Source organism: Pseudomonas sp. W15Feb34 (genome assembly GCF_023127765.1).
Lineage (GTDB): Bacteria > Pseudomonadota > Gammaproteobacteria > Pseudomonadales > Pseudomonadaceae > Aquipseudomonas > Aquipseudomonas synxantha_A.
In genome coordinates, this window is record NZ_SPKN01000046.1 from 7,733 (window position 1) to 33,898 (window position 26,166).

The window sequence follows — 26,166 nt, forward strand, 5'->3', positions numbered from 1 at the left end:
GCAAGATCAAGGTCAAGAGCGGCTCGCTTCGCATTGTGGTTACGGGGGCAAGATCAAGAGCGGCTCGCTTCGCATCGTGGTTACTAAAGTTGTGTAGATACCTATGGTAATCGGGGGCAAGCCCCTCCCACACGGGCCTAGCCTGGATTGAACAGCACCTGCTGCATCGCCTGGGGCGGCTGCCCGAATGCACGGAGGAACGCCTGGCGCATGCGTTCGCGATCACCAAACCCGGTTTCGCGGGCCACTACTTCCACCGGGTGACGGCTGGTTTCCATCATCGCCCGCGCCGCTTCCACCCGCAGGGCTTCGATGGCCTTGGCCGGGGTTTGCCCGGTTTCTTCGCGAAACACTCGGCTGAACTGGCGCGGGCTGAGCCGGGCGACTTCGGCCAAGGCTTCTACCGATAAATCATGGGTTAGGTTTTCACGCGCATAGGCCAGGGCCAGTTGCACGCGGTCGGATTTGGGGTCCAGTTCCAGCAAGGTTGAGAGTTGCGATTGCTCGCTGCCGCGGCGCTGGGCTATCACCAGCTTGCGTGCGATGCGGCGCGCAAGGTCGCTGCCCAGGTCGTTCTCCACCATCGCCAGTGCCAGGTCGACCCCGGCGCTCATGCCGGCACCGGTCCACACCTGGCCGTCCACCACGAACAACTTGTCTTCTTCCAGGCGAATATCCGGGTAGCGCTTGCGAAACGCCGGCGCGTGGATCCAGTGGGTGGTGGTGCGTTTGCCGGCGAGCAGGCCCGCTTCCGCCAGCACAAAGATGCCCATGCATAACGAGGCCACCCGGCGCGACTGTGCCGACGCTGCCTTGACCAGTTCCAGCAGGTTGGCCTCCGGTAGGCGAAACTCCAGATAGCCGCTGACGATCAGAGTGTCATAACCCTCTGGGCGGATGGCGTTGGTATTGACTGAAAAGCCCTGGGAGGTCATCACCGCGCCGCCGCTTTCCGATACCAGGTGAAACTCATAGGCCGGCTCGCCGCGCAGCAGGTTGGCGCACTCGAACACCGAGCCCAGGCTAAGGCTCAACGACTGGAAATTCGGGTAAACCATCAGCGCAACGCTGTGCATTGCATCTCTCCAAGGGGCAGGGGAGAGGGGATTGTCGGCGTGTACCAGGCAAACGGCAACCGACTTTGGCGCATGTCCGGAATCCTTGCGGATATGACATTGTGAGTGGTTGCCTCGCTGCCTAACATGGCCCCAACGAACTAGACGACTGGTCTAATCGCACGGAGGCAAGCATGAGCAACGCAAGCAGCAGTGCACGGCAAGCGATTCTTGAGCGTGCGCAATCCATCGTCGGCGCCAAGGGATTTTCCGCGGTGGGCTTGAACGAAATCCTGCTCGCCGCGCAAGTGCCCAAGGGCTCGTTCTATCACTACTTCAACTCCAAGGATGCGTTTGGCGTGGTGTTGCTCGATACCTATTTCGACCAGTACGTCGAAGGCATGCAGCAGCTGTTGGATCAGCCGGGTTTAACCCATCACGCCAAGTTGATGCGCTATTGGCAAGGCTGGATCGACAACCACACTGGCTGCACCGATACCGGCAAGTGCCTGGCCGTCAAGTTGGGGGCTGAAGTCTCCGACCTGTCAGAACCCATGCGATTGGCGTTGCAGCGCGGTACTTCGCGCACCATCGAGTTACTCGCGCTGGCCCTGGAGCGCGGGGTCGAAGACGGTTCGCTCAGGTTTGAGCACGCTCCGCACAGCCTTGCCAAGCGCTTGTATGCGCTGTGGCTGGGAACCAGCGTCATGGGCAAGATCACCCGTACCACTGCGCCGTTCTGCGAGGCGCTGCTGCTGACCCAACAGTTGTTGGGCGGCCCTGAAAACCCTGCTACTCACATCGATCGAGGCACTGGAAAATGAAAGTATTAATGGTACTGACCTCTCACGACCAGCTTGGCGATACCGGGCGCAAGACCGGCTTCTGGCTCGAAGAGTTTGCCGCCCCTTATTACGCGTTCAAGGACGCTGGCGCCGATGTGGTGCTGGCTTCCCCGGCCGGCGGCCAGCCGCCGTTGGACCCGAAGAGCGATGAACCGAATGCGCAAACCGAGCAGACAGCGCGCTTCGCCGCAGACCCGGCTGCGCAGCAGGCCCTGGCTACCACGGTGAAGCTGGAAACGGTCAACACCGCCGACTTCGACACCGTGTTCTACCCTGGCGGCCACGGCCCGCTGTGGGACCTGGCGGAGTCGCCGGTGTCCATCGCGTTGATCGAGGCGTTCGAACGGGCCGGCAAACCCATCGGATTTGTCTGCCATGCACCGGGTGCCTTGCGCCACGTCAAGGCAGTCAACGGTGAGCCGTTGATCAAGGGCCGCCGTGTGACCGGGTTCTCCAACTCGGAGGAAGCCGCGGTGCAATTGACCGATGTTGTGCCGTTCCTGATTGAAGATGAATTCAAAAAACTGGGCGGCAAGTATGAGAAGGGCGCCGACTGGCAATCCTTTGTGATTGTCGATGGCTTGCTGGTCACTGGGCAGAACCCGGGCAGCTCCAGCGACGTGGCCAAGGCCCTGCTGACACTCAGCGCTTAAGTTAATAAACCGAGGTACGCGCTGGCGACTCCCAGGAGTCGCCAGGGTTTTCGTTCGTTCTGAATTTGGAATATCCCCATGCCTGACTGCATTTTGAACACCCCGATAAAGCTGGGGCATCATCGCTTGAACAATCGCGTTGTGCTGCCGCCGCTGACACGCCAGCGCAGCGCCCAGCCGGGCAATATCGCCACCGACCTGATGGCCGAATATTACCGCCAGCGTGCCAGTGCCGGCTTCATGGTCAGCGAGGGTACGCAGATCGAGCCGCGCGGCCAGGGCTACGCATGGACGCCGGGCATCCATACACCGGCGCAGATCGAGGGTTGGCGCAAGGTCACCGCAGCGGTACATGCCGAGGGTGGGGTGATCTTTGCCCAGCTATGGCACGTGGGGCGGGTGTCCCATAACGCCTTGCAACCTGGCGGCGCCGCACCGGTGGGGCCGTCTGCACTGCCGGCGCTGCAAGCCAAAGCCTTTATTGAAACCGGTCCGGGTGTGGGTGAGCTGGTGCAGCCGCCCGTGCCTCGTGCGTTGAGCGTGCTGGAAATCGATGAGTTGGTCGGGCACTACGCCCAGGCTGCTCGCAATGCCCTGGACGCCGGGTTCGATGGTGTGGAAATCCATGCGGCCAACGGCTATTTGGTCAACCAGTTCATCTCGGCCCACTCCAACATCCGTGAGGATGAGTACGGCGGTTCGCTGGACAATCGCCTGCGCTTGCTGCGCGAGATTGTCGAGGCGGTGTGCAAGGTGGTGGGGCCGCAGCGCCTGGGCGTGCGCTTTTCGCCGCTGTTCAGCGGTACCGATCAGGATCGGGTCTACATTGGCCTGGTGGAAGAGGACCCGCACCGTACCTATATCGAAGCGATCAAAGTGCTGGAAGCGTCGGGCATCGCCTATGTTTCCATCGCCGAAGCCGACTGGGATAACGCGCCGGACCTGCCTGAAACATTCCGCCAGGCCGTGCGCCGCACCTTCAGCGGCAGGATCATCTACGCCGGCCGCTACACCGCCGAGCGCGGTACACGGCTGGTAGAGGCAGGGCTGGCGGGCCTGATCGCCTTCGGACGGCCGTTCATTGCCAACCCAGACCTGCCCCAGCGGATTTTCAATGGCTGGCCATTGAATGCGTTGAAGGCAGAGGGCTTGTATGGGGGGACTCAGGCGGGGTATGTGGATTATCCGGTGTATGCCGAACCGGAGTGACACACGCCCCTCCCACATTTGTGCCGAGTACCGTCAAACTTGGCCGGTCGCCAAGGATTGAGGAAAGCGCCTCACTCCACCCGCAACACAATCTTGCCAATGTGATCCCCACCTTCCATGCGCGCATGGGCCTGGGCGGCGTCGGTGTATGCATAGACCTTGTCGATGATCGGCAGGCAGCGCCCGGCGCTGAGCACCGGCCACACGTAGTCGCGTAGCTGTTCGGCAATCGCGGCCTTTTCTTCGCGGGTGCGGGCGCGCAGCAGGGAGCCGGTGATCACCGCGCGTTTGGCGAGGATGGTCAGCAGGTCGACGTCATGAGCCTTGCCGCCACCGAGGAAGCCGAGCATCACCAGGTGACCGTCCATGCCCAGGGCCTTGAGGTTGTTGTTCAGGTACGAGGCACCCATGATGTCGAGAATCACATCGACGCCTTTGCCATCGGTCTGTTGGGCAATGACCTCGGCAAACTCCTGTTCGCGGTAGTTGATCGGTTCGGCGCCCAGCTTGGCAATCGCGGCACATTTGTCTGCGCTGCCGGCGGTGGCGAATGCCTGGATACCGAACTCCTGGCAGAGCATCAATGCGGTGGTGCCGATGCCGCTGGTGCCGCCGTGGATCAAGGCGCGCTGGCCTTTATGGGCACCGCCGAGGCCGAACAGGTTGGCCCAGACCGTGAAGAAGGTTTCCGGCACGGCGGCGGCCTGAATCCAGTCCATGCCCGCCGGGATCGGCAGCGCCTGGCTGGCCGGCACCGCACAAAACTGCGCATAGCCACCGCCATTGGTCAGGGCACACACCTTGTCGCCCAGGCTGTATTCAGTCACGCCAGTGCCCAGCGCCACCACTTCACCGGCCACTTCCAGCCCGGGAATCGGGCTCATGCCGGGTTTCATCGGGTATTTGCCGGCGCGTTGCAGCGCGTCTGGGCGGTTGACCCCGGCGGCGTGCACGCGAATCAGAATCTCGCCTGGCCCGGCCACTGGCACGTCGGCGCGCCGTGGCTGCAAGACGTCGGGGCCGCCAGGCGTGGTGATTTCGATCAGGGTCATTTCTTGGGGGAGCGTCATGGAAAAGTTCCTGTAGCGATGAGCGTATGGGTTGGGACCGTAGCGCGGGGTCGGCAGTTCAGCAAGATCATGCCGGGTTCTTTCGGCAATGCAACGGCCTGGGGCAACCGCAGGATTTCAGCACAAGCCTGCAAGTGCGTCGGCGCGGCTTTGGACACACTGGCCGTCGATCATTATTGACGGACATAGGTGGCGTATGAACGAAGCGAGAAATCAGGATACCGGACTGTTGTTCCTGCGGGTCAGCGGGGCGGTGTTCCTGTTGTGTGTGCATGGGTTGCCCAAGCTGCTCAACTACGGCGAACAGTTGAAGCTGATCGAAGACCCGTTTCACCTGGGGGGCCAGGTCACCTTGCTGCTGGCGATCTTTGCCGAGGTGCTGTGCCCATTGCTGATCATTGCGGGCGTGCTGGTGCGCCTGGCGTGCGTGCCGATCCTGGCGGTGCTGGTCATCGCTTTGCTGGTGGTGCATCCAGAGTGGACGCTGTGGGAGGGGCAGTTCGGCTGGCTGCTGTTGATCATCTTTACCAGCATCCTCATTGCCGGGCCGGGGCGGCTGGTAGTGGTTCAGCGCTTTGCCTGAGCAAAAAAAGGCCGGGCGAACCCGGCCAAACAAGCAGAGGAGGTTGCAAGCGGTTCAGCGGCTGAGGAACGCCAACAGGTCTTCATTGAGCTGCTGGGTGTGGGTCGCGGCAAACCCGTGGGGTGCATCCTTGTAGACCTTCAGTTGCGCGCCGTTGATCATTTCGGCAGCCACCTTGCCGGTGGTTTCGAACGGCACGATCTGGTCGCCGTCGCCATGGATCACCAGGGTCGGCACGTCGATTTTGGCCATGTCCGGGCGGAAGTCGGTTTCGGAGAAGGCGCTGACGCAATCCACGGTCGACTTGAGCGAGGCAAGCATCGCGATCTGCAGGGTCTGGCTGAGCACACCCTCCGAGACTTGCTGGCCCTTGTTGATACCGAAGAACGGCGTATTGAAATCGCTGATGAATTGGGCGCGATCCTTCAACAGGCCGGCCTTGATGCCATCGAACACCTCGGTGGGGACGCCTTGGGGATAGTCGGGTTGCTGGCCGAAGATCGGCGTCACGGCACCCAGCAACACCAGGCCGGCGACACGAGCGCTGCCATGGCGGGCGATGTAGCGCGCCACATCACCGCCACCCATGGAAAAGCCCACCAGGGTCACGTCCTTCAGGTCCAGGTGTTCGATCAACTGCGCGATATCGTCAGCGAAGGTGTCGTAGTCGTTACCGGTCCAGGGTTGGTCCGAGCGGCCAAAGCCACGGCGGTCGAACGCGATAGTGCGAAAGCCGCGGCTGCTCAGGTACTCCATCTGGTATTCCCACATGTCGGCATCCAGCGGCCAGCCGTGGCTGAACAGCACGGGCTTGCCGCTGCCCCAGTCCTTGAAGTAGATCTGGGTACCGTCTTTGGCAACGAAGGTGCTCATCTGAATCTCCTTGCTTGAGTTAAAAAAGCGCTGAAAAAACCGTATCACTATTGCCGTTAACCTGAGCCCAGGCTTGTATGGGTGTGCTCGCCTGAGGTTACCAACTGAACTTGAGTTCCATGCCCAGGTAGTTGCTGTCGTGCCCACCGGCATCACGCAGGGTCTGGCCAGCCGCGTAGTGCACGGCCTCGATTGCACCGCTGATGTTGGAGGTAAACGCGTAGTCGGTGCGCACTTGGCCATAGGCGCCGGTCCAGCGTTGACCCTGGCCAGCCGTTCCGGCGACGGCGAGGTTGGGTTGGGTATAAACCGCGTCCGCGGTGGTCTGCCGCCACAACAGGCCGACAGCGGTTTGCACGCTCAGCTTGGCGATGGGTTTGACGGTGATTGATGGTTTGACGTGGATCAGGTTGCTGTAGCCCGTATAACCGGCCAGGGAAAAGTAGTAGCCGTTGGGGAACAGCGGGTTGAAGGTGCCGACGCGGCCATCACCGCGCTTGCGGTCACCGGAGGCGACATCCACTTGCAGGCCGAGGCGCGGTGTCCAGGCCAGCGTGTCGAAGGTGTAGCCGGTACGGCTGCCGCCGGCCCAGGCGCGGATCGCCTGGCTGCCCACCGACCCCTTTTGCAGCATGGCTTCGATATCCCAGTCGAAGCCCCGGGCCGCGCCGCCCAGGCGTACGTCGAGCAACTGGCGGGTCTCGTTGCCGTCGGCATCCAGGTAATGGGCGGCACGGCGCTCGTAGACGCCGTAATAGGCCGACAACTCATTGCTGCCGCCCACCAGCCGCTCGACCCGCAGCATGTGGAAGCGCGCGTCACGATTGGATTTGTCGTCAAAGTGCCGGCCATCCTGGTATTGCACCGGTTGGCTGGCGATCCCGATAAAACGCCACTGGGGCGTTTCCCAATCGGCCCACAGCGCGTCGAAGGACTGGCGCACATTCGGGCCATCGCGCGACGAAATAAAGCGCTGCAAATCGAAGGCAAAGTCCTGGCGACCCGCCCGAGCCTTAAAGGTGCCGGCGCTGAAGGTCTTCACGTATTCGGCAAAGGCCAGGCGCAGGTCTACGCGGTTCTGGTCGGCGCCGCCGATGGTGGTTTTGTCATAGGCCCGTACATCTTCCAGCTGGGTGAACAGCCGCCAGTGTTTGTTGAGGTGCAAGTCGGCGTGCACCTGAAAACGCTGGATCAGGTAGCGATCACGCGCTACATCGCGCACGCCGAAGCCGCTGGCGTCGTTCATCTCGAAGCGTTCGCGCAACGTCGCACCCATGGACAGGTAGGTGAACGGGTTGGCGGCGGACAGCGGGATGTACTTGAGGTTGTCCAACGGTTGCGTGCGCAATGCCGGATCCTTGAGCACAGACCAGTCTTCCTGCCAGCGATTGGCCTTGATGGCCGGGCGGGTCGGTTGATTGTCGGCATGTACGCTGCCCACCACCAGCGGCCACAGCACGGCCAGGCCCCAGCCTGTACGACGGATCATTTCGCCGCGATGAGTTGGTGAATTTCCGCGACGTAACCGCCCGGGAATTGCACCAATGCGCTGCGACGGCCTTTGCTGGCGAAGCTCGGCACCAGTACGGTAGCGCCCGAGCCCGTGGCTTTGGCCAGGGTGGCCGTCAGGTCGGCTACCTCATAGCCGGTGGTTTCATGGCCAAAGGGGTAGGGCAGTTGGCCGTTGGTCACCAGTACCGCCATACGCCCAAAGGGCGACGTGATTTCGACGCGTCGGTAAGTGCCGCCAGCCTGGCCCACCTCCACAGCAGGTGCGTGTTTGTCATCGGCTACCACTTTGCCGTGGGAGAAGCCAAGGAACGCCTTGATAAAGCGGTCGGCGCGATCGGCGCTGAGGTACACGCGGTTTTCCGGCACCGTCTGGAAGGCGGCGTAGTCGGGAGCCTTGGTGTGCCAATACAGCTGCATGTTCACGCCGCCCGGCCACTGCACCACCGCATCGCGGCCGATGGGATCGGGAAAATCGCTGACGATGACCGCAGCGCCGTTGTCCCGAGCTGCCTTCAGGGCCACGTCCATGTCCTTGACCAGATAACCATTGCGCTCCTGGCCGAAAGGATGGGGGATGGGCGTGGTGAAGCCGAACAGTGACACCGTGCCGGCCGGGGTCTGCAACAGTTGCGAAGTGGTGCTGCTTGGCACCGGCAGCACATTGACCACCACCTGGGGCGTGCTCTTGCCCCCGAACGTGGCCAGGAAACTCTGGGCAAAACCCTCTACATCAGCGGGTGCTACATACACATGGCTGGTGTCGTATTGCGGCGCCACAGCCACTACCGGCGTGGCCGCCCATGCGCTGCCCGCCATGGCCCCGGCCAGCAATGTCACGGCCAGGGTTACCGCCCTCACTTTTCTGTACATGCCTACTCTCCAGCGCTTTTAAGAAAGTCAAAAGCTTAGGGGGCGGGCGGTGACGCCGATTGTATGGGCGTGCTTGGTTGAACGGTTCAGCGTCAATGGCATTGCCCGCACCTGTTGCGGTTCGCTGATCGGCCGTATCCAGAAAGCCCGGGAGATGCTGGGTTCTGCGCCGAACAGAGGATTGTCCGGGATGTGGAAATGATCGATATGCAGGGCATCAACGAGGCGTATAGCTTATCTTTAGCTGACCCACCGCTATCGGGATCAAGCTCCCTTCCACATGCACAGTGGGGTGTTCATTACAGTCGCGCCAGCCAGGAGGAGTCATGTCGACCGTTGTTCGTCTCGCCCAAGCAGCCGATGCCCAGGGCATCAGCCAGGTCATTCTGGCGGCCTTGCACAGCAGCAATGCACGGGATTATCCAGCAGATGTGATTGCTCGCGTCGCCACTCACTTCACGCCCGATGCGGTTCTGGAACTGCTCAACCGCCGTATTGTGCTGGTGGCTACCCAGGACCATTCAATCGTCGCCACCGCTGCCCTTGATGCCAACGTGGTGCGTTCGGTCTTCGTCAATCCCGAGCTGCAAGGGCAGGGTATCGGCCGTTTGTTGATGATCGAGATCGAACTGCGTGCCCGCGAAGCCGGGGTGACGGTGTTGAGTGTGCCGTCATCACTGACTGCCGAGCCGTTCTACAGCAAGCTGGGTTTTCACACCGTGCGCGATGTCTACCATGGCAACGAGCGCACGCTGGTCATGGAAAAGACCTTGCTGTCACGGCATCCCATCGGCCCCTACCGCGACCGGCAGCATCGCGCCCAAGTGATTGAGTTATGGCAGCAGGCGTTTGGCTATGACACCGCACACAACCTGCCGAGCCTGGCGATTGACAAGAAGCTGGCGGTCAACGATGGGCTGTTCTTCGTGGCCACCGACAAGAAAGCCGTGATTGGTACGATTCTCGCGGGCTATGACGGCCATCGTGGCTGGTTGTACTCGGTGGCGGTGCATGACGACTATCGTCGCCATGGTTTGGGATCGTCGCTGGTGCGCCATGCCGAGCAGGCGTTGACGGCCTTGGGCTGCATGAAGATCAACCTGCAGATCACCGGCGGCAATGACGTCGTGGTGGGGTTTTATGAGGCGTTGGGGTATGGGGTGGAGCCGAGGATCAGTATGGGTAAGAGGATTGCAGAAAATATCAACGGTTGACGCGCATGACCGACGGCAACCTGGTCATGGCTGGTGAGCTTTATTTCTTCGCTTTTTTTCGTTTTTTTATGGCATAGGCTGTCATTTTGGCGAAAGCGTTGGCTACGTACAGGTAAAGCGCCTTGTCATCGTTATCGTAGTCTCCATCGCCGTCGACGTCATCGGGTGCCGAGGCGGTATCGTAAATCCCGTCGTGCTTGCTGGATGACGCGTAAACGGCCCAATCAAGGTCGTTGTTAATGTAAGTTTCCATCACGATTTCTTTACTACCGTCATTCTCGAAATCTTCTGCGGACACACGTAATTCATAGATCGCCATGATGGGCTCCTGCTGGGTTTAGAAGGAGAGTTAACTTAGGTGTGCCGATTTTTACTGTCTACTGTCAATCTTCACAGGTGATTGCACATCCAGTAACCCACCGCATAAAAAAGGCCCATTCACCGACAGCGGTGAATGGGCCTTTTTCTGAAGTGGCAGGTTCAGATCATTTTCAAACCTTGACGATCCAACCCGCGGGCGCTTCAACGTCACCGGTCTGCACACCGGTCAGTTCTTTGTAGAGCTTCTGGGTAACCGGGCCGACTTCGGTTTCGCTGTGGAACACGTGCATCTTACCGTTGTGCTGGATGCCGCCGATCGGTGAAATCACCGCAGCAGTACCGCAGGCGCCGGCTTCCTTGAACTGGTCCAGTTTGTCGATGAACACTTCGCCTTCGACCACGTCCAGGCCCAGGCGGGTCTGGGCCAGTTCCATCAGCGACAGGCGGGTGATGCCTGGCAGCACCGAAGGCGACTTCGGCGTGATGAACTGGTTGTCGTGGGTGATCCCGAAGAAGTTGGCCGAGCCGACTTCTTCGATTTTCGAGTGAGTCATCGGGTCCAGGTAGATCGCGTCGGCGAAGCCGGATTTCTTCGCTTCAGAGCCCGGCATCAGGCTGGCGGCGTAGTTGCCACCGACCTTGGCGGCACCGGTGCCTTGCGGCGCAGCGCGGTCGAAGGTGGAGATCTGGAAGTTATGTGGCACCAGGCCGCCTTTGAAGTAGGCCCCGACCGGGATAGCGAACACCGAGAAGATGAACTCCGGCGCAGAGCGTACGCCGATATTGTCACCGGTGCCGATCACGAACGGGCGCAGGTACAGCGCGCCGCCACTGCCATACGGCGGGATGAAGCGCTCGTTGGCCTTGACCACTTGTTTGCAGGCGTCGATGAAGTCTTCGGTCGACACATGCGGCATCAACAGGCGGGCACAGCTGCGTTGCATACGTGCAGCGTTCTGGTCCGGGCGGAACAGGTTGATCGAACCGTCCTTGCAGCGATAGGCCTTCAGGCCCTCGAAGCATTGCTGGCCATAGTGCAGGGCGGTGGAGCCCTCGCTGATGTGCAGCACGTTGTCGTCGGTCAGGGTGCCTTCCTGCCATTCGCCGTTTTTCCAGACCTGGAGAAACCGCTTGTCGGTCTTGATGTAGTCAAAACCCAGCTTGTCCCAATTGATGCTTTCGTTACCCATGACACCCTCTATCTCTGGTCAAGTCGGATTTTTTTCTGGATGGGAGCAACAATACTGCATTCTTGGCTTGTGTGGGAGCGGGTGGGTGGACCATTGAGCCTTTGTACTGGCTGGTCCACCGTCATCGCGGGCAAGCCCGGCTCCCACATTTGACTGCATTCCAAATGTGGGAGCTGGCTTGCCTGCGATAGCGTCACCGCAGTTTCACAGATGCAAGGCGTGCCCCAGTGCCCGCAATGCCGCTTCCTGTACCGCCTCGCCAAGGGTCGGATGGGCGTGAATGGTGCCGGCCACATCCTCAAGGCGCGAGCCCATTTCCAGGCTCAGGCCGAACGCGGTAGACAGCTCGGACACCCCAGCCCCCACGGCTTGCCAACCGACAATCAGATGATTGTCACGCCGCGCCACCACCCGCACGAAACCGGCTTTGGACTCAAGCGTCATGGCCCGACCATTGGCGGCGAACGGGAAGCTCGACACGATGCAGTCCAGCCCGGCAGCCTTGGCCTCGTCCGGGGTCTTGCCGACCACCACCAGTTCCGGGTCGGTAAAGCACACCGCTGGAATCGCGGCCGGGTTGAATTCGCGGGTCTTGCCGCTGATCAGTTCGGCCACCATCTCGCCCTGGGCCATGGCCCGGTGCGCCAGCATCGGTTCGCCGCTGAGGTCGCCGATGGCGTACACATTGCGCATGCTCGTCTGGCAGCGGCTGTCGATCTTGACCGCCGCGCCGTTCATGTCCAGGTTCAGCGCTTCGAGGTTCCAGCCTTGGGTGTTGGGTTTGCGCCCAACGGCTACCAGCACCTGGTCGGTGTCCAGCGCCAAGGTGTCGCCATTGGGCGCACGCACTTGCAGCTTGTTGTCGGCAAAGCCGGTGACACTGTGCCCAAGGTACAGCTTCACCCCGAGTTTCTTCAGGGACTCGGCCACCGGTAAGGTCAGCTCGGCATCGTAGGCGGGCAGGATATGTTCCTGGGCCTCGACCACACTGACCTCGGCACCGAGCTTGCGATAGGCGATACCCAGTTCCAGGCCGATATAACCGCCGCCCACCACAATCAGGCGCTTGGGCACGCGGGTCGGTGCCAAGGCTTCGGTGGACGAGATGATCGGCCCACCAATCGGCAGCATCGGCAGGTTGACACTTTTCGAACCGGTGGCCAGCAGCAGGTGTTCGCACTGGATGCGCTGGTCGCCCACCTCGACAGTCTTGCCGTCGATAACCTTGGCCCAACCGTGAACGACCTGCACCTTGTGTTTTTTCAGCAGCGCGGCGACACCCGTGGTCAGGCGATCGACTATGCCGTCTTTCCATTCCACGCTTTTGCGGATGTCCAGGGTCGGCACATCCACTTCAATGCCCAGTTGTGAGCCCTGGCTGTGATGCACGGTCTGCTGGAACTGCTCGGCTACATGGATCAGCGCCTTGGACGGAATGCAGCCGATGTTCAGGCAGGTACCGCCCAGTGCCTGGCCTTCCACCAGTATGGTGGGGATGCCCAGCTGGCCGGCGCGAATCGCCGCCACATAGCCGCCGGGGCCGCCGCCGATAATCAGCAGCGTGGTGTGCAATGTCTGAGTCATGCCCTTACTCCAGGAACAGGCTGGCGGGTTGTTCGAGCAGGCTGCGAATGGCCTGGATGAATTGCGCCGCGTCCATGCCGTCGACCACGCGGTGATCGAAGGAGCTGGAGAGGTTCATCATCTTGCGCACCACGATCTGGCCCTTGATCACCATGGGCCGTTCGACGATGCGGTTGACGCCAACGATGGCCACTTCCGGCAGGTTCAGCACCGGCGTGCTGACGATGCCGCCCAGGGCGCCCAGGCTGGTCAGGGTGATGGTCGAGCCGGACAGCTCTTCACGGCTGGCCTTGCCTGTGCGTGCGGCGTTGGCCAGGCGCACGATTTCTTCGGCAGTGCCCCACAGGCTGCGGGCTTCGGCGTGACGCACCACCGGCACCATCAGGCCCACGTCGCTTTGCGTGGCGACGCCCACATGTACCGCGCCGAGGCGGGTAATGACCTGGGCTTCGTCGTCGTAGCGAGCGTTGATCTGCGGGAAGTCGCGCAGCGCCACCACCATGGCCCGTACGATAAACGGCAGCAGGGTCAGCTTGCCGCGTGTCGCACCGTGCTTTTCGTTGAGATGCACGCGCAACTCGTCGAGGGCGGTGACGTCGATTTCTTCCACGTAGCTGAAATGCGCGGCGCGCCGGGTGGCGTCCTGCATACGCTGGGCGATCTTGCGGCGCATACCGATCACCGGGATCTGGTGTTCATCATTGCGCTCGGCGTAAGGGTTGGCGGCGCTGGCGCTGGTGGCCGGCCCCTGGTGCAGGTACGCCTCCAGGTCTTCGTGCAGAATCCGGCCCGCAGGCCCTGTGCCATGGACCAGACGCAGTTGAATTCCGGCATCCAGCGCATGTTTGCGCACGGCAGGGGAGGCCAACGGGCGCTCGCTGGCTTCGCGGGCCACGGGCGCTGGTGGCGCGTTCACGGCTGGAGCCGGTTTGCTTTGAACGGGTGCCGTGACCGGTTTGGCTTCAACGACAGGCGCGGTCTTCATCGGTTCGGCAGCCACCGGCACATCCTTGGTGTTGCCTGCGCCTTCCACTTCAATGCTGATCAAAATACTGCCCACCGCCATGACTTCACCCGGCTCGCCGCCCAGGGAAATCACCTTGCCGTGGACGGGCGAGGGAATATCCACCATCGCCTTGTCGGTCATCACATCCGCCAGCACCTGGTCTTCAACCACCAGGTCGCCGACCTTCACATGCCACACCGACAATTCAACTTCCGCGATGCCTTCGCCAATGTCCGGCATCTTGATAACGTGCGTGCCCATTCAGACCTCCATGACCCGTTTCAACGCCGCGCCCACTCGGGACGGCCCTGGGAAATACGCCCACTCCTGCGCGTGCGGGTAGGGCGTGTCCCAACCGGTGACGCGCTCGATCGGCGCTTCCAGGTGGTGGAAGCAGTGCTCTTGCACCAGCGATACCAGTTCGGCGCCAAAGCCGCAGGTGCGCGTGGCTTCATGCACCACCACGCAACGGCCGGTCTTTTTCACCGACTTGACGATGGTTTCCAAATCCAGCGGCCACAGGCTGCGCAGATCGATGACTTCGGCGTCGATGCCGGTTTCTTCGGCGGCAACTTGCGACACATACACGGTGGTGCCATAGGTCAGCACCGTCACAGCCGAACCTGGGCGCACGATGGCGGCCACGTCCAGGGGCACGGTGTAGTAACCGTCCGGAACCTGCGCTTGCGGGTGTTTTGACCACGGCGTTACCGGGCGATCGTGGTGGCCGTCGAACGGGCCGTTATACAGGCGCTTGGGTTCCAGGAAGATCACCGGGTCATCGTTCTCGATGGAGGCGATCAGCAGGCCCTTGGCGTCGTAGGGGTTGGATGGCATCACCGTGCGCAGGCCGCAGACCTGGGTGAACACCGCTTCGATACTCTGGCTGTGGGTCTGGCCGCCGTAGATGCCGCCGCCGCAGGGCATACGCATGGTCAAGGGCGCGGTGAACTGGCCGGCCGAGCGATAACGCAGGCGCGCCGCTTCGGAAATGATCTGGTCGGTGGCGGGGTAGACGTAGTCGGCGAACTGGATTTCCGCCACCGGGCGCAGGCCATACGCGCCCATGCCCACGGCTACGCCGACGATGCCGCTTTCCGAGATCGGTGCGTCAAACACCCGTGAGCTGCCGTATTTGGTCTGCAAACCTTCGGTGCAACGGAATACGCCGCCGAAGTAGCCGACGTCCTGGCCGAACACCACCACGTTGTCGTCACGTTCGAGCATCACATCCATGGCCGAGCGCAGGGCCTGGATCATGGTCATGGTGGTGGTGGTCATGGCGGTTTCCAGTTCGATGCTGTTGTTGTGGTCGTTCATGTCACACCCCCAACTCTTGACGCTGGCGCTTCAAGTGCTCCGGCATCTCTTTATAGACGTCCTCGAACATGGTCGCGGCGCTTGGAATCTGGCCACCGGCGAGGGTGCCGTACTGTTCGGCTTCCTTCTGCGCCTTGACCACTTCGGCTTCAAGTTCGGCACTGACCGCCGCATGTTCCTCTTCAGACCACTGGCCAATCTTGATCAGGTGCTGCTTGAGACGGGCAATCGGGTCGCCCAGGGGGAAGTGGCTCCAGTCGTCGGCTGGACGGTATTTGGACGGATCATCGGAGGTGGAGTGCGGGCCGGCGCGATAGGTGACCCACTCGATCAATGTTGGCCCCAGGTTGCGCCGTGCGCGTTCGGCAGCCCAGGCCGAGGCGGCATACACCGCGATAAAGTCATTGCCGTCTACCCGCAGGGAGGCGATGCCGCAGCCCACGCCGCGTCCGGCGAAAGTGGTGGCTTCACCGCCGGCGATGGCCTGGAAGGTGGAGATGGCCCATTGATTATTGACCACGTTGAGTATCACCGGCGCGCGGTAGACGTGGGCGAAGGTGAGGGCGGTGTGGAAGTCCGATTCAGCGGTGGCGCCGTCGCCGATCCAGGCCGAGGCGATCTTGGTATCGCCCTTGATCGCCGAAGCCATGCCCCAACCCACGCCCTGCACGAATTGGGTGGCGAGGTTGCCGGAAATGGTGAAGAAGCCCGCCTCTTTGACCGAGTACATGATCGGCAACTGGCGACCCTTGAGCGGGTCGCGCTCGTTGGACAGCAGTTGGCAGATCAGGTCTACCAGCGGCACGTCGCGGGCCATCAGAATGCTTTGCTGGCGATAGGTGGGGAAGCACATGTCGTCGATGTTCAAGGCCAGGGCCTGGGCGCTGCCGATGGCTTCTTCGCCAAGGCTTTGCATGTAGAACGACATTTTTTTCTGGCGCTGGGCGACCACCATGCGGTTGTCGAAGATGCGCGTCTTGAGCATGGCGCGCATGCCTTTGCGCATGATCTCGGTCGAAACACCCTCGGCCCACGGCCCGAGCGCCTGGCCCTGGTCGTCGAGCACGCGGATCAGGCCCTTGGCCAGGTCGGCGGTGTCGGCGGGTTCTACGTCGATGGCGGGTTTGCGTACCAGGCCGGCGTCGGTCAGACGCAGGTAGGTGAAATCGGTCTTGCAGCCTGGACGGCCCGAAGGTTCGGGAACGTGCAGGCGCAGCGGTGCATACGGCTGGGTCATGGCTTTCTACGCTCTATCTTGTGAATTTCTTGTAGTGGGCGCGCTAGCTGACAGTCAGTCTTCGGGTAGAAGAAATCTTGTCCTACAACAATCATAGGCGTGGCGTAGAAGAATATTTATCTGTGTTTCATTGCGCTCACCGTCATTTGCGGATAAAAAAACTGCATAAACATAATAAACAGGTGATTTTGTCTCATGCGCAAACTGGACCGTACCGATATCGGCATTCTCAACGCCCTGCAGGAGAATGCCCGCATCACCAACGCCGACCTGGCCCGCTCGGTCAACCTGTCGCCCACGCCGTGTTTCAACCGGGTCAAGGCGATGGAAGAACTGGGCCTGATTCGTGAGCAGGTCACGTTGCTGGATGCTGACCTGCTGGGGCTGCACGTCAATGTGTTCATCCATGTAAGCCTGGAAAAGCAGAATGAGTTGGCGTTGCAGCAGTTCGAAGGGGCGATCTCGGACCGTCCCGAGGTGATGGAGTGCTACCTGATGGCGGGTGATCCGGATTATTTGATCCGCGTGCTGGTGCCGACGATCCAGTCGCTGGAGCGTTTCATGATGGACTTTTTGACCAAGGTGCCGGGGGTGGCAAACATTCGCTCCAGCTTTGCCTTGAAGCAGGTGCGCTACAAGACGGCGCTGCCGCTGCCAGCCAACGGCATCAGCCTGGGCAACTGACTCAACGCGGTAAAAATGTGGGAGGGTGCTTGCCCCGATGGCGGTGTGACAGTCAATTTATGTGTAGCTGATCCACTGCTATCGGGAGCAAGCCCCCTCCCACATTTTTTTACTGTATTTCAAAGTTGGTTGAGGGGGATCTTCAGGTAGGTCACGCCGTTTTCTTCCGCCGGCGGCATATGCCCCGCCCGCACATTCACCTGGATCGCCGGCAGCAACAAGGTCGGCATTCCCAGCCCGGCATCACGCTGGGTGCGCATCTCTACAAACGCCGCTTCATCCACCCCATCGTGCACATGAATATTCCCCGCCCTTTGTTCCGCCACAGTGGTCTGGCACTTGGCCTCACGCCCCTCTGGCGGATAGTCATGGCACACATACAGCTTGGTATCCGAGGGGAACGCCAACAGCTTGCGCATCGATGCGTATAACTGCCGCGCATCGCCGCCGGGGAAATCGCAGCGGGCGGTGCCGACGTCGGGCATGAACAGCGTGTCGCCCACCAGGATCAAGCGGCCGTCGATCAAGTAGGCCATGTCGGCAGGGGTGTGTCCCGGCACATGCAGGGCTTGGGCTTTCAAACCGCCGATATGAAAGACCTCATCCGGCGCAAACAGGTGATCGAACTGCGATCCGTCGACGCGAAATTCCGGCTCCAGGTTGAACAGGTTTTTGAACACACCCTGCACCTTGCTGATCGATTCGCCTATCGCGATCTTGCCGCCCAGGGTGCGACGCAGGTAGGGCGCGGCAGACAGATGATCGGCATGAGCGTGGGTTTCCAGCAACCACTGCACCTGCAAGCCATGCTCGCGCACGAACGCGATCACCTTGTCAGCCTGGGCGGTATCGGTACGCCCCGACGCCGGGTCGTAGTTGAGTACCGAGTCGACAATGGCACAGGGGCCGCCATCCGCTTCATAGACGATGTAGGTATAGGTCGACGATGCGTCATCCAGAAAGGCTTGAATCAACGCTGGCATGGCGGCTGTCCCCAATGAAGAAAAAAGTGGTTACAATCAGTTTACGTTTACACATAATGTTTTGAGCTTAAGTGACATAAAGGACCCGAAGCAAATGGAATCTACCTTGAGTGAGGGCGAAGTCGCCCAGTTGCGTGCGTCGGCGTCCAAGGCTTGTTCCTTGCTCAAGGCCCTGGCCAATGAAGACCGACTGTTGATCCTGTGCCAGTTGACCCAAGGCGAGCGCAACGTCGGCGAGCTGGAAGCCCTGACTGGCGTGCGCCAGCCCACGCTGTCACAACAGTTGGGCATCCTGCGCGATGAAGGGCTGGTCGCCACCCGCCGAGAAGGCAAATACATTTTCTACGGGCTGGCCAGCCATGAAGTGATTCAAGTGATGAAGACCCTGTCCGGGCTGTATTGCGGCGCGGTCATAAAAAGCTGGGCGTGACGCCATCCGGCAGCGACCCTTGTGTGCATTGACTCAAAAAGGCAGTAGACAATGACCGAACAACACTGGGGACCCACCATCAGTGGCGATATCGTAGTCATCGGCGGCGGCTCGGCAGGCATCGGCCTGCTGGCCAGCCTGCTCAAGCGCGACCCGCAGCTGAACATCATCCTGATCGAGCCCAACGATTACCACTGCTACCAACCGGCCTGGACCCTGGTCGGCGGTGGTGCCTACGACCTGCAAAAGACCCGCCGCCCCCTGGCCGATGTGCTGCCCAACGGCGTCAGTTGGGTACAGGCCGCCGTCAGCGAAGTGCTGCCCGACGAGCAAACCCTGGTGCTCGACAGCGGTCAGCGCGTCACCTGGCAAAACCTCATCGTCTGCCCCGGTCTGCGCCTGGCCTGGGAGAAGATCGAGGGCCTGCCAGACACCCTCGGCCAGCACGGCGTCACCTCCAACTACAGCTATGAGCACGCCGCCTACACCTGGCAACTGGTGCAGCAACTCAAGGGCGGCAAGGCGCTGTTCACCCAGCCCGCCATGCCGATCAAATGCGCCGGAGCGCCGCAAAAAGCCATGTACCTGTCCTGTGATCACTGGCTCAAGCAGGGTGCACTGAAAAACATCGAGGTGGAGTTCAACCTGGCCGGCGCTGCGTTGTTCGGCGTGGCGACCTTTGTGCCACCGTTGATGAAATACGTCGAAAAATACGACGCGCGCCTGGCGTTCAACTCCAACCTGGTAAAAGTCGACGGCCCGGCGCGCAAAGCCTGGTTCGAAGTCAAGGACGCCGAAGGCAACGTGAGCGTCGAAGAGAAAACCTTCGATATGTTGCACGTCGTGCCGCCGCAGCTGGCCCCGGACTTTATCCGCGAAAGCGAGCTTGCCGACGCCGCCGGCTGGTGCGAAGTAAACCCCCACAGCCTGCAACACCTGCGCTACCCGCATATCTTCGGCCTTGGCGATGTGTGCGGTACCACCAACGCCAAGACGGCGGCCGCGGTGCGCAAGCAAATCGTGGTGGTGGCCGAGAACCTGCTGGCCCTGCGCAAACAGGCGCCATTGCCGCTCAAATACGACGGCTACGGCTCCTGCCCGCTGACGGTGGAGAAGGGCAAGGTGGTACTGGCCGAGTTCGGCTACGGCGGCAAGCTGCTGCCGACCTTTCCCCCGGACCCGACTCGGGCGCGCCGTTCGATGTGGTTCCTCAAGGCCACGCTGCTGCCGTGGTTCTACTGGAACGGTATGCTCAAGGGCCGCGAGTGGCTGACCCGTCTGAGCAAGGTGGACTGAATGCTGCTGGCCAGTCTGTTGGGTGTATTGATGGGCCTGGTCATGGGCCTGACCGGCGCGGGCGGCGGCATCCTTGGGGTGCCGGCGTTGGTGCTGGGGCTGGGGTTGACGATGACCCAAGCCGCGCCGGTGTCGTTGCTCGCAGTGGGCGCGGCAGCGGCGGTGGGGGCCATCGATGGCTTGCGCCATGGCCTGGTGCGTTACCGCGCGGCGTTGTTGATCGCCTTGCTCGGCGCGCTGTTTTCGCCGTTGGGCGTGTTCGTAGCCCACCAAATGTCGGAGCCGGTGCTGATGGGGTTGTTCAGCGCGCTGATGGTGCTGGTGGCCTGGCGCATGCTGCAACGGGAAAAGCGCGAGGCGGGGCCGAGTGACCATGGCGCCGCTTCATGGGGCCAGAAGAATTGCATGCTGGATCAACAAACCGGGCGCTTCTCCTGGACCGCCAAGTGCAGCGCCACCCTGGCTGCGCTGGGAGCTGTGACGGGTGCTGTATCGGGCTTGCTGGGCGTGGGCGGCGGCTTCCTGATCGTGCCGGCGTTCAAACAACTGACTGACGTGCAGATGCGCGGGATCGTCGCCACGTCGTTGATGGTGGTCAGCCTGCTATCGCTGATCGGCGTGGCCGGTGCGTTTCATGCGGGCGTGAGCATCGAGCCGGTGGGCTGGGTGTTTATCGGCGCGAGTGTCGTCGGCATGTTGGCGGGAAGGCGGTTGTGTTCGGTCATCCCCGCGCGGGTGTTGCAAGTGGGGTTCGCCAGCCTGTGTGGGGTGGTGGCGATTGGCATGTTTGTCAGCGCGTTGCTCTGACGCGGTACCGGTGCACGGTCACGAAGTCTTGCAGTTGGTCGGGAACCTCCTCATTGGGTGCTGACACTCAGTGAACGGCCGCAAGCGCCGGACTCCTCGACTACGCATAGGCGTTTTATGACAAGCATTACCGCTGCAAGTACTCATTTTTCGCTTCCCCTGCCGACAGATGAACATCCGTCATCACCTGTGACCTATGGCGTCGACACCTCAATGACGTCCCCTCGTCTCAGCCAGGATAGACCGATACCCAGCAGCCCGGCGCCCTCGCTGGGTAATCTGGGAGGCGCATTATCCTGGTCGGTTCCCTTGAGCGCAGGCGAACAGCGGCGCTTGCGTCTTGTCACGATGAATCACCAACACGCCCTTGGCGATCAGCCGCTGGTGATGCAAACCCAGGGCGGGGTGCTGGAGTTTCTGCGGTATCGGCAGCCGCTGCCGGCAGAGGCGGGCGACGACCCGGCTAAAATACTCCAGGCACTGGTCAACTCCCCGCAAGGGCAGCGGATGGGCAAAGCGCTACAGCAAACCATGCAAGGCGTTGACAGCGAAAGCAGCGCAAGCGATTACCTGCTGGCCGCTATCGCCCTGCAGATGGACCCTGAGTCGATCACTGCGCCCGCTCGCAACAGCGTTGCCGGTTTCGACCTGGGCAGTGACACACGTGGGGGGCACCACGCCTCCAAGGTTGTGGCCGGCTTGGCCGAACATTTGAGCAGTACTGGCAAAACCAGCGCTGCACTGGCGAGTGTCGGTGCGTACCTGTTGCTGGCCAAGGCGGCACCGCAGTTTCTGATCAAAGACATTCCCCCGACGGTAAAGGTTGGCAGTCAGGCGTGGGCCAGCCTGACGATGGCTGCGATGACGATTGAGGCGCACACACCCGGCAAAGTCCCTGGTATGACGTTTGCCCAAGTCATGAGTGAGGCGCAAGAAGCGCAGCGGGTCGACCCTGCAGTTACCCAAGCGGCACAAACCCTGGCATTGCTGGACTGGGCCGTGGCGAGCGGCGTGCTCACAAAAAGACAGGATGGCGACTATGTCCCCGCGCAACTTGAATCGGCAAGGGTCGCATTCAACGCGCAACAGGACGCCCGGCTCGTTGCTTCCCAGGCACTGGACACAGCACTGCCCACTCGAAAAGAGATCGCACTGGCCAAGCTCAAAGAGCGTTTTGGCGACCTTGGCGCATTTTTCGAAGAGAAAGCATTCGCGATTGATCAGCACTACGTGGCGATTGAAGGGGGAGGGATTTCGCTATTGGATATCGCCATGATCGACTGGCTGGAACCCCGGCTCTTCAGGGCGTATGAACCGAGCAGTTCACTCAAGGGCAATGACCTGCGAAGGGTGCTGACGCGTTTGAACGCCAACCGGCAGTTTGGCGTGCCGGCTGAATTCGAACGGCAGTTCAGCCGTGCGATCGAGGAAAAAAAGGCCGCCGTCAATACAGTGGTCAGGCACATGATTTCGCAACTGCCGTTGGAAGATCGCCAGCGCCTGGAGTTTGGGAAAATCAGCTTTTTCCAGGAAGGCTCATACGTCATGGATGGTCATTTCAATAATACGTATGGTCAAAATAAACCGGGGCTGCTGGTTAAAACTGAACTGCAAGGCGTGTCGCACGCCTACGTCATCGACTTCAATAAAGGCACGATTGAAACAGCGAGCCTTTACGATACGAAGATCAGGGCGGACAGGGTTGGCAACAAGGTAACGACGACCAAAACGTTCACGCCCAGCCACAAAGCAGATGATCTTGGGCGTGAGCGCCCGTTGGATAACGGGCCATGGGAGAGCTTTACCAGTGCTCGATCCCATGGGATTGCCACGGCCTTTGTCGAGCACTTGGATCTCGACGATCCGGCTATCAAGTTGCAAGCCCGTGGGCAGACGGCCTTGGACACGGCGAACGCGCAGTTGAGCGAGTTTTTGTTGAACCTGATCCCCTTCAGGTCCGCCATTGTCAATTTTCAAAACGGCAAGTACGGGGACGGGGCTTTCGATCTCTTGCTGGATGTTTTCGGCTTTCTTACCGCCGGCACCGCCACCGCCGGAAAATTGCTCAAGGTCGGCCGCTCGGCGCTTTCCACCGGCGCCAAGGCATTGCGGGCGGCCAAGGTCATCGGTGTGGCGGCCATTGACGTGCTCAACCCTGTGGGAGGGGTGGGCGATCTGCCCAGGTTGGTGGGTACTGCTGGCCTCTATGTACTGTCCAAAGGCATCAAGGCCGTCAACAAACTCAGAGGCGCCACTGGCAGCTACGACGTGTTGAAAACTATCAGCAAACAGTACGACGTCGCAGCAACAGGCACCTTGAAGGTGGGAGGCCAGACAGTGGAAGGGGCTGCTGTGCTCAAAGGCGGCAAGTGGTATTCATTTGACGCTGACACTATGCGACCTTATGGCAGCCCGCTTGAGCAGTTCAAAGTATCGACCCAGGCTGTCGACGGTGAGGTGGACACGGCGCACATTGATGGGCTGAGTGAGTTGAGCCATGAGCTGTTCGGGCACTTCAAAGTGCCAGACCGCAAAATCGTGGGGCTGTCACGCAACCGTCAGGGGGTGTATGTGGCGGCCGATGGGCACATGTCGCATATACGCCATACCGACAGCAACGGTGATACAGCGGTATATGAGGTGCGCCAGGTTTCGCGCACGGACGACGGTGTTGTGCAGGCGCGGGTTTATCACAACAACCGGCAAACCGAGTTGCTGGTCCAGCATGTACAAGGGGACGAATGGCAGCGCCTGGGGGCGCCAGGTGGCGGGCAGATCACCGCTGAACATTTGCGGGCCTGGGAGGCGTTGTCGCCGGATGAACAGGCCAGTCTTACCCGAAAGGGCTTTGCCAAAAAGAATCACCTCCCCCAGAAAACCTTTGAGTACTACGTGAAACCTGACGGCCAGTTGAGCGATACCGGTGTGATCGTGCGTGACCGCCCCGCCAACGCATTCACCGATAAGGTGACCGAAACGCATGTGCGTGATTGGCAAAACATGACACAAGCGGCGCGTGACGAAATGACCTTGGACGGATTTATCGGCCTTCATAACCTTCGACCAGGAACATTCAAAAGTTATGTGCGCCGGGATGGCACCCCGATGATCAGGGGCGAAGCGTTGCTCAAGTCGTCCGTCGCCCCCAGAAGCAAACAAATTACCGATGATCATTTACGCCAGTGGGATGAGCTTTTCAGGAGCCCGGACAACACATTGACGTCTGCGCAGTTTGTTAGTCAACACGGGCTCAGCCAACGTAGCTGGGAGCTGTACGTCAAGGCGGATGGTTCTTTAAAGGAAATGGGCGCGCAGCGCCTGGAACAGGCACGGCAAAATGCCGCACTGGCGTCCGCAGGCCAGGCCCCGTCCTCCATGGCTGATCATTTGCGCGCTTGGCAGGCGCTGTCTTTGGAGCAACAACAAAGCCTTACCCGTGAGGGCTTCGCCCGGCAAAAACACCTCCACCCGAGAGTTTTTGAGCGCTACGTGCAACCCAATGGTCAACTGACCGCTACCGGTGTGGCAGTGCGCGACCGCCTGCCCGGCACGCCCTTCTATCCGGTGACTGAAACCCATATCCGTGACTGGCAAGACATGACACAGGCGCAGCGCGACGTGTTGACCCTCGAAGGGTTTGCCGAGCTTTATCACGTTAATCCGGGGTCGTTCAAAACGCATGTACGGCGAGATGGGACCTTGGGGCCAGTCGGCAGGGAGCTGATGGACAGGGTAGCCGGGGTCGTCCCTAACAGAATTACCGATGAGCATCTTCGCCAATGGAAAGCGCACTTCGAGAGCCCGGATAACGCGGTCACGCAAGCGCAGTTCACCCGCGAGAACGGGCTCCATCCTGCTACGTGGAGGGACTGGGTCAACCCTGACGGCTCCTTGAAAAAGACCGCCAGGGAACGTCTTGAGCGCGCTGCACTGAGGCCCGCGGCCCATGCTCCGAGGGCGCCGATGCTATTGATCACCGCCGAGCATTTGCGCGACTGGGAGGCGCTGCCGCTTGCGCAACAGCAAGGCTCTGCCCGTAAGAACTTTGTCCGACATAGACACATCTCCCCGAGAACCTTTGATCACTACGTGCAGCCTGACGGCAAACTGAGCCCTGCCGGCGAGCTTGTGCGCGACCGCGCGGCCAACACACCGGTTGACAAGGTGACCGAAACGCACATCCTGGCGTGGCAAAACATGACACAGCAGGCGCGGGACGCCATGACCAGGGAAGGTTTTGCCGGTCACCATAACCTCAGTGCGCACTCATTCAGATCACATGTACGGGCAGACGGCAGCCTGTCGGCCACCGGCGAAGCACTGGTGAGCAGCGCAACCGATGGCACCTATAGGCGGATCACCAGTGACCTTTTGCGCCAGTGGCAAGTGCTTGCCACCAATGCGGACAACTCAATGACGCAAGCGCAGTTCTTGCACCAGCACAGGCTTAATCCAAGCGTCTGGACGAAGTACGTTAAAAGTGACGGCTCCTTTACAGCGATTGCTGTCCAACGTCTCGAACGGTTACAGCAAAACACTGGACCGCGTCTCACGCCCCAGCAACCTGCTGTGGATACGGCACGAAAACGACCGGCATCAGACCCTCTGGACCCGCCGCAAGCGAAGGTTGCGGATCTGACCTTGCACGCCGATACGCCTCAGGGCGTAGAGGCCCCGGGGCCAGCGTTGGCAGTCCCGCCTGTCGTTATCAAGGTTGAGCCCAGTGATTTCCAGACACTGCCCCGCCATCAGATCGACAACACACTGCCGATCCTGCAGGACCCGGCGAACCCCAGGGTCAGCTTGACTCAAGCACTTGAAGGTCCTATCGATGACATCCGTATCGCCTACTGGAATGGTGTGCTTGACGGGCTGGATAGCGCAACAAAGGCGCGCGTTTCAGCCCAAATCAAGGAATCGATCAAAGACTGGCTGCGAACCGAAGGTCAACACCAGTCTCGGTTTGAGGAGGCTATGGAAGTGGTCACGCCGCTGGACGATGGTGGGCCGGCTCGCGGCGCTTCGGTGTGGGCGCGGCGCGATATTCCTCAATATGAAGTGCTTGGTCCGTATGCAGGCAAATATCACCCAGACGAGGCGTCGTTGTTCGAGGAGCAACGCAAGCAAGGCTCGCGGGCTGTAATGACCTACCTGTTTGGTACCCGTTCGGGTACGCGGACGGTGAGTGGGCTGCACACGGGCAACACCCTGAGCCTGATCAACACCTCGCAACTGGGCGATGGGCCAGCGTGGAGGTCCAACAATGTCGTGTCCATCTCGGTCGGGAAAAACCTGACGTTCTACGTGGCGCTGAAGGACATCAAGAAAGGGGAAGAGTTATTGCTGGACTATGGACCGTTCTATAAACCGGTACCTGATATTGCGATCAAACCGGATCCTGATCGCTGAGTTCAGTGCTCGGCG

General features: G+C 60.8%; 22 protein-coding genes. 10 read left to right on the plus strand and 12 right to left on the minus strand.

From position 1 onward, the window contains the following. Positions 1–137 precede the first annotated feature (137 nt). On the minus strand, positions 138–1,076 hold the full coding sequence (locus E4O97_RS23515; RefSeq protein WP_032880454.1) for a GlxA family transcriptional regulator: 939 nt from the start codon (positions 1,074–1,076) through the stop codon (positions 138–140). Positions 1,077–1,249: 173 nt separating this feature from the next. Here E4O97_RS23515 and E4O97_RS23520 point away from each other — a divergent pair, with 173 nt between their 5' ends. From E4O97_RS23520 to E4O97_RS23530, 3 genes are all read left to right on the plus strand, one after another. After that, the gene (locus E4O97_RS23520) at positions 1,250–1,879 is read left to right on the plus strand and encodes a TetR/AcrR family transcriptional regulator (protein WP_248162376.1); all 630 of its coding nucleotides are present in this window, start codon (positions 1,250–1,252) and stop codon (positions 1,877–1,879) included. Beyond that, a complete protein-coding gene (locus E4O97_RS23525) occupies positions 1,876–2,553 on the plus strand; it encodes a type 1 glutamine amidotransferase domain-containing protein (protein ID WP_248162379.1) in 678 nt (225 codons plus the stop codon). The genes E4O97_RS23520 and E4O97_RS23525 overlap by 4 nt, the downstream gene beginning before the upstream one ends. 78 nt (positions 2,554–2,631) lie before the next feature. Then, on the plus strand, positions 2,632–3,762 hold the full coding sequence (locus E4O97_RS23530) for an alkene reductase (protein WP_248162381.1): 1,131 nt from the start codon (positions 2,632–2,634) through the stop codon (positions 3,760–3,762). Between the two features lie 71 nt (positions 3,763–3,833). Here the strand turns inward: E4O97_RS23530 and E4O97_RS23535 are convergent, their stop codons facing one another. Then, positions 3,834–4,832 carry an NAD(P)H-quinone oxidoreductase gene (locus E4O97_RS23535; RefSeq protein WP_078821753.1) on the minus strand — a complete coding sequence of 333 codons (999 nt, stop codon included), beginning with the start codon at positions 4,830–4,832 and terminating at the stop codon, positions 3,834–3,836. A 196-nt stretch (positions 4,833–5,028) separates the two neighbouring features. On the opposite strand from E4O97_RS23535, the gene E4O97_RS23540 reads away from it, so the two are divergent. Further along, positions 5,029–5,415 carry a DoxX family protein gene (locus E4O97_RS23540; protein ID WP_032880465.1) on the plus strand — a complete coding sequence of 129 codons (387 nt, stop codon included), beginning with the start codon at positions 5,029–5,031 and terminating at the stop codon, positions 5,413–5,415. Between the two features lie 54 nt (positions 5,416–5,469). On the opposite strand, the gene E4O97_RS23545 is transcribed toward E4O97_RS23540, so the two are convergent. The 3 genes from E4O97_RS23545 to E4O97_RS23555 form a co-directional block, all read right to left on the minus strand. Continuing rightward, positions 5,470–6,288, minus strand: coding sequence for an alpha/beta hydrolase (locus E4O97_RS23545; RefSeq protein ID WP_005789458.1), 819 nt, complete (start codon positions 6,286–6,288; stop codon positions 5,470–5,472). 97 nt (positions 6,289–6,385) lie between these two features. Next, positions 6,386–7,777 (minus strand): alginate export family protein, encoded by a 1,392-nt coding sequence (locus E4O97_RS23550; RefSeq protein ID WP_078821751.1) that lies wholly within the window; start codon positions 7,775–7,777, stop codon positions 6,386–6,388. Further along, positions 7,774–8,670: a hypothetical protein gene (locus E4O97_RS23555; RefSeq protein WP_032880472.1), complete on the minus strand. Its 897-nt coding sequence runs from the start codon at positions 8,668–8,670 to the stop codon at positions 7,774–7,776. Before E4O97_RS23555 ends, E4O97_RS23550 begins: the two co-directional genes overlap by 4 nt. A gap of 326 nt (positions 8,671–8,996) precedes the next feature. Between E4O97_RS23555 and E4O97_RS23560 the strand changes: the two genes are divergently transcribed. Then, positions 8,997–9,884, plus strand: a complete 888-nt coding sequence (locus E4O97_RS23560; RefSeq protein ID WP_078821750.1) for a GNAT family acetyltransferase — start codon at positions 8,997–8,999, stop codon at positions 9,882–9,884. A 40-nt stretch (positions 9,885–9,924) separates the two neighbouring features. Here the strand turns inward: E4O97_RS23560 and E4O97_RS23565 are convergent, their stop codons facing one another. The 6 genes from E4O97_RS23565 to E4O97_RS23590 form a co-directional block, all read right to left on the minus strand. After that, positions 9,925–10,203 (minus strand): hypothetical protein, encoded by a 279-nt coding sequence (locus tag E4O97_RS23565; RefSeq protein WP_248162383.1) that lies wholly within the window; start codon positions 10,201–10,203, stop codon positions 9,925–9,927. A gap of 172 nt (positions 10,204–10,375) precedes the next feature. Further along, positions 10,376–11,395 (minus strand): branched-chain amino acid aminotransferase, encoded by a 1,020-nt coding sequence (locus tag E4O97_RS23570; protein WP_005789450.1) that lies wholly within the window; start codon positions 11,393–11,395, stop codon positions 10,376–10,378. Positions 11,396–11,599: 204 nt separating this feature from the next. Further along, positions 11,600–12,979, minus strand: coding sequence for a dihydrolipoyl dehydrogenase (gene lpdA / locus E4O97_RS23575; RefSeq protein WP_032880474.1), 1,380 nt, complete (start codon positions 12,977–12,979; stop codon positions 11,600–11,602). Positions 12,980–12,983: 4 nt separating this feature from the next. Next, the gene (locus E4O97_RS23580; protein ID WP_078821749.1) at positions 12,984–14,246 is read right to left on the minus strand and encodes a dihydrolipoamide acetyltransferase family protein; all 1,263 of its coding nucleotides are present in this window, start codon (positions 14,244–14,246) and stop codon (positions 12,984–12,986) included. Next, positions 14,247–15,305: an alpha-ketoacid dehydrogenase subunit beta gene (locus E4O97_RS23585; RefSeq protein ID WP_005789444.1), complete on the minus strand. Its 1,059-nt coding sequence runs from the start codon at positions 15,303–15,305 to the stop codon at positions 14,247–14,249. It lies immediately after the preceding gene. Position 15,306: 1 nt separating this feature from the next. Next, positions 15,307–16,542 (minus strand): 3-methyl-2-oxobutanoate dehydrogenase (2-methylpropanoyl-transferring) subunit alpha, encoded by a 1,236-nt coding sequence (locus tag E4O97_RS23590; RefSeq protein WP_005789442.1) that lies wholly within the window; start codon positions 16,540–16,542, stop codon positions 15,307–15,309. 195 nt (positions 16,543–16,737) lie between these two features. On the opposite strand from E4O97_RS23590, the gene bkdR reads away from it, so the two are divergent. Next, positions 16,738–17,226 (plus strand): Bkd operon transcriptional regulator BkdR, encoded by a 489-nt coding sequence (gene bkdR, locus E4O97_RS23595; protein ID WP_005789440.1) that lies wholly within the window; start codon positions 16,738–16,740, stop codon positions 17,224–17,226. 119 nt (positions 17,227–17,345) lie between these two features. Here bkdR and E4O97_RS23600 read toward each other — a convergent pair whose 3' ends face one another. Beyond that, positions 17,346–18,209: an MBL fold metallo-hydrolase gene (locus tag E4O97_RS23600; protein ID WP_032880479.1), complete on the minus strand. Its 864-nt coding sequence runs from the start codon at positions 18,207–18,209 to the stop codon at positions 17,346–17,348. Between the two features lie 94 nt (positions 18,210–18,303). On the opposite strand from E4O97_RS23600, the gene E4O97_RS23605 reads away from it, so the two are divergent. From E4O97_RS23605 to E4O97_RS23620, 4 genes are all read left to right on the plus strand, one after another. Further along, positions 18,304–18,639: a metalloregulator ArsR/SmtB family transcription factor gene (locus E4O97_RS23605; protein WP_005789341.1), complete on the plus strand. Its 336-nt coding sequence runs from the start codon at positions 18,304–18,306 to the stop codon at positions 18,637–18,639. Between the two features lie 51 nt (positions 18,640–18,690). Beyond that, positions 18,691–19,935: an FAD/NAD(P)-binding oxidoreductase gene (locus tag E4O97_RS23610; protein ID WP_248162385.1), complete on the plus strand. Its 1,245-nt coding sequence runs from the start codon at positions 18,691–18,693 to the stop codon at positions 19,933–19,935. Further along, a complete protein-coding gene (locus E4O97_RS23615) occupies positions 19,936–20,742 on the plus strand; it encodes a sulfite exporter TauE/SafE family protein (protein ID WP_248162387.1) in 807 nt (268 codons plus the stop codon). A gap of 309 nt (positions 20,743–21,051) precedes the next feature. Beyond that, positions 21,052–26,151 carry an SET domain-containing protein-lysine N-methyltransferase gene (locus tag E4O97_RS23620; RefSeq protein ID WP_248162389.1) on the plus strand — a complete coding sequence of 1,700 codons (5,100 nt, stop codon included), beginning with the start codon at positions 21,052–21,054 and terminating at the stop codon, positions 26,149–26,151. Positions 26,152–26,166 lie beyond the last annotated feature (15 nt).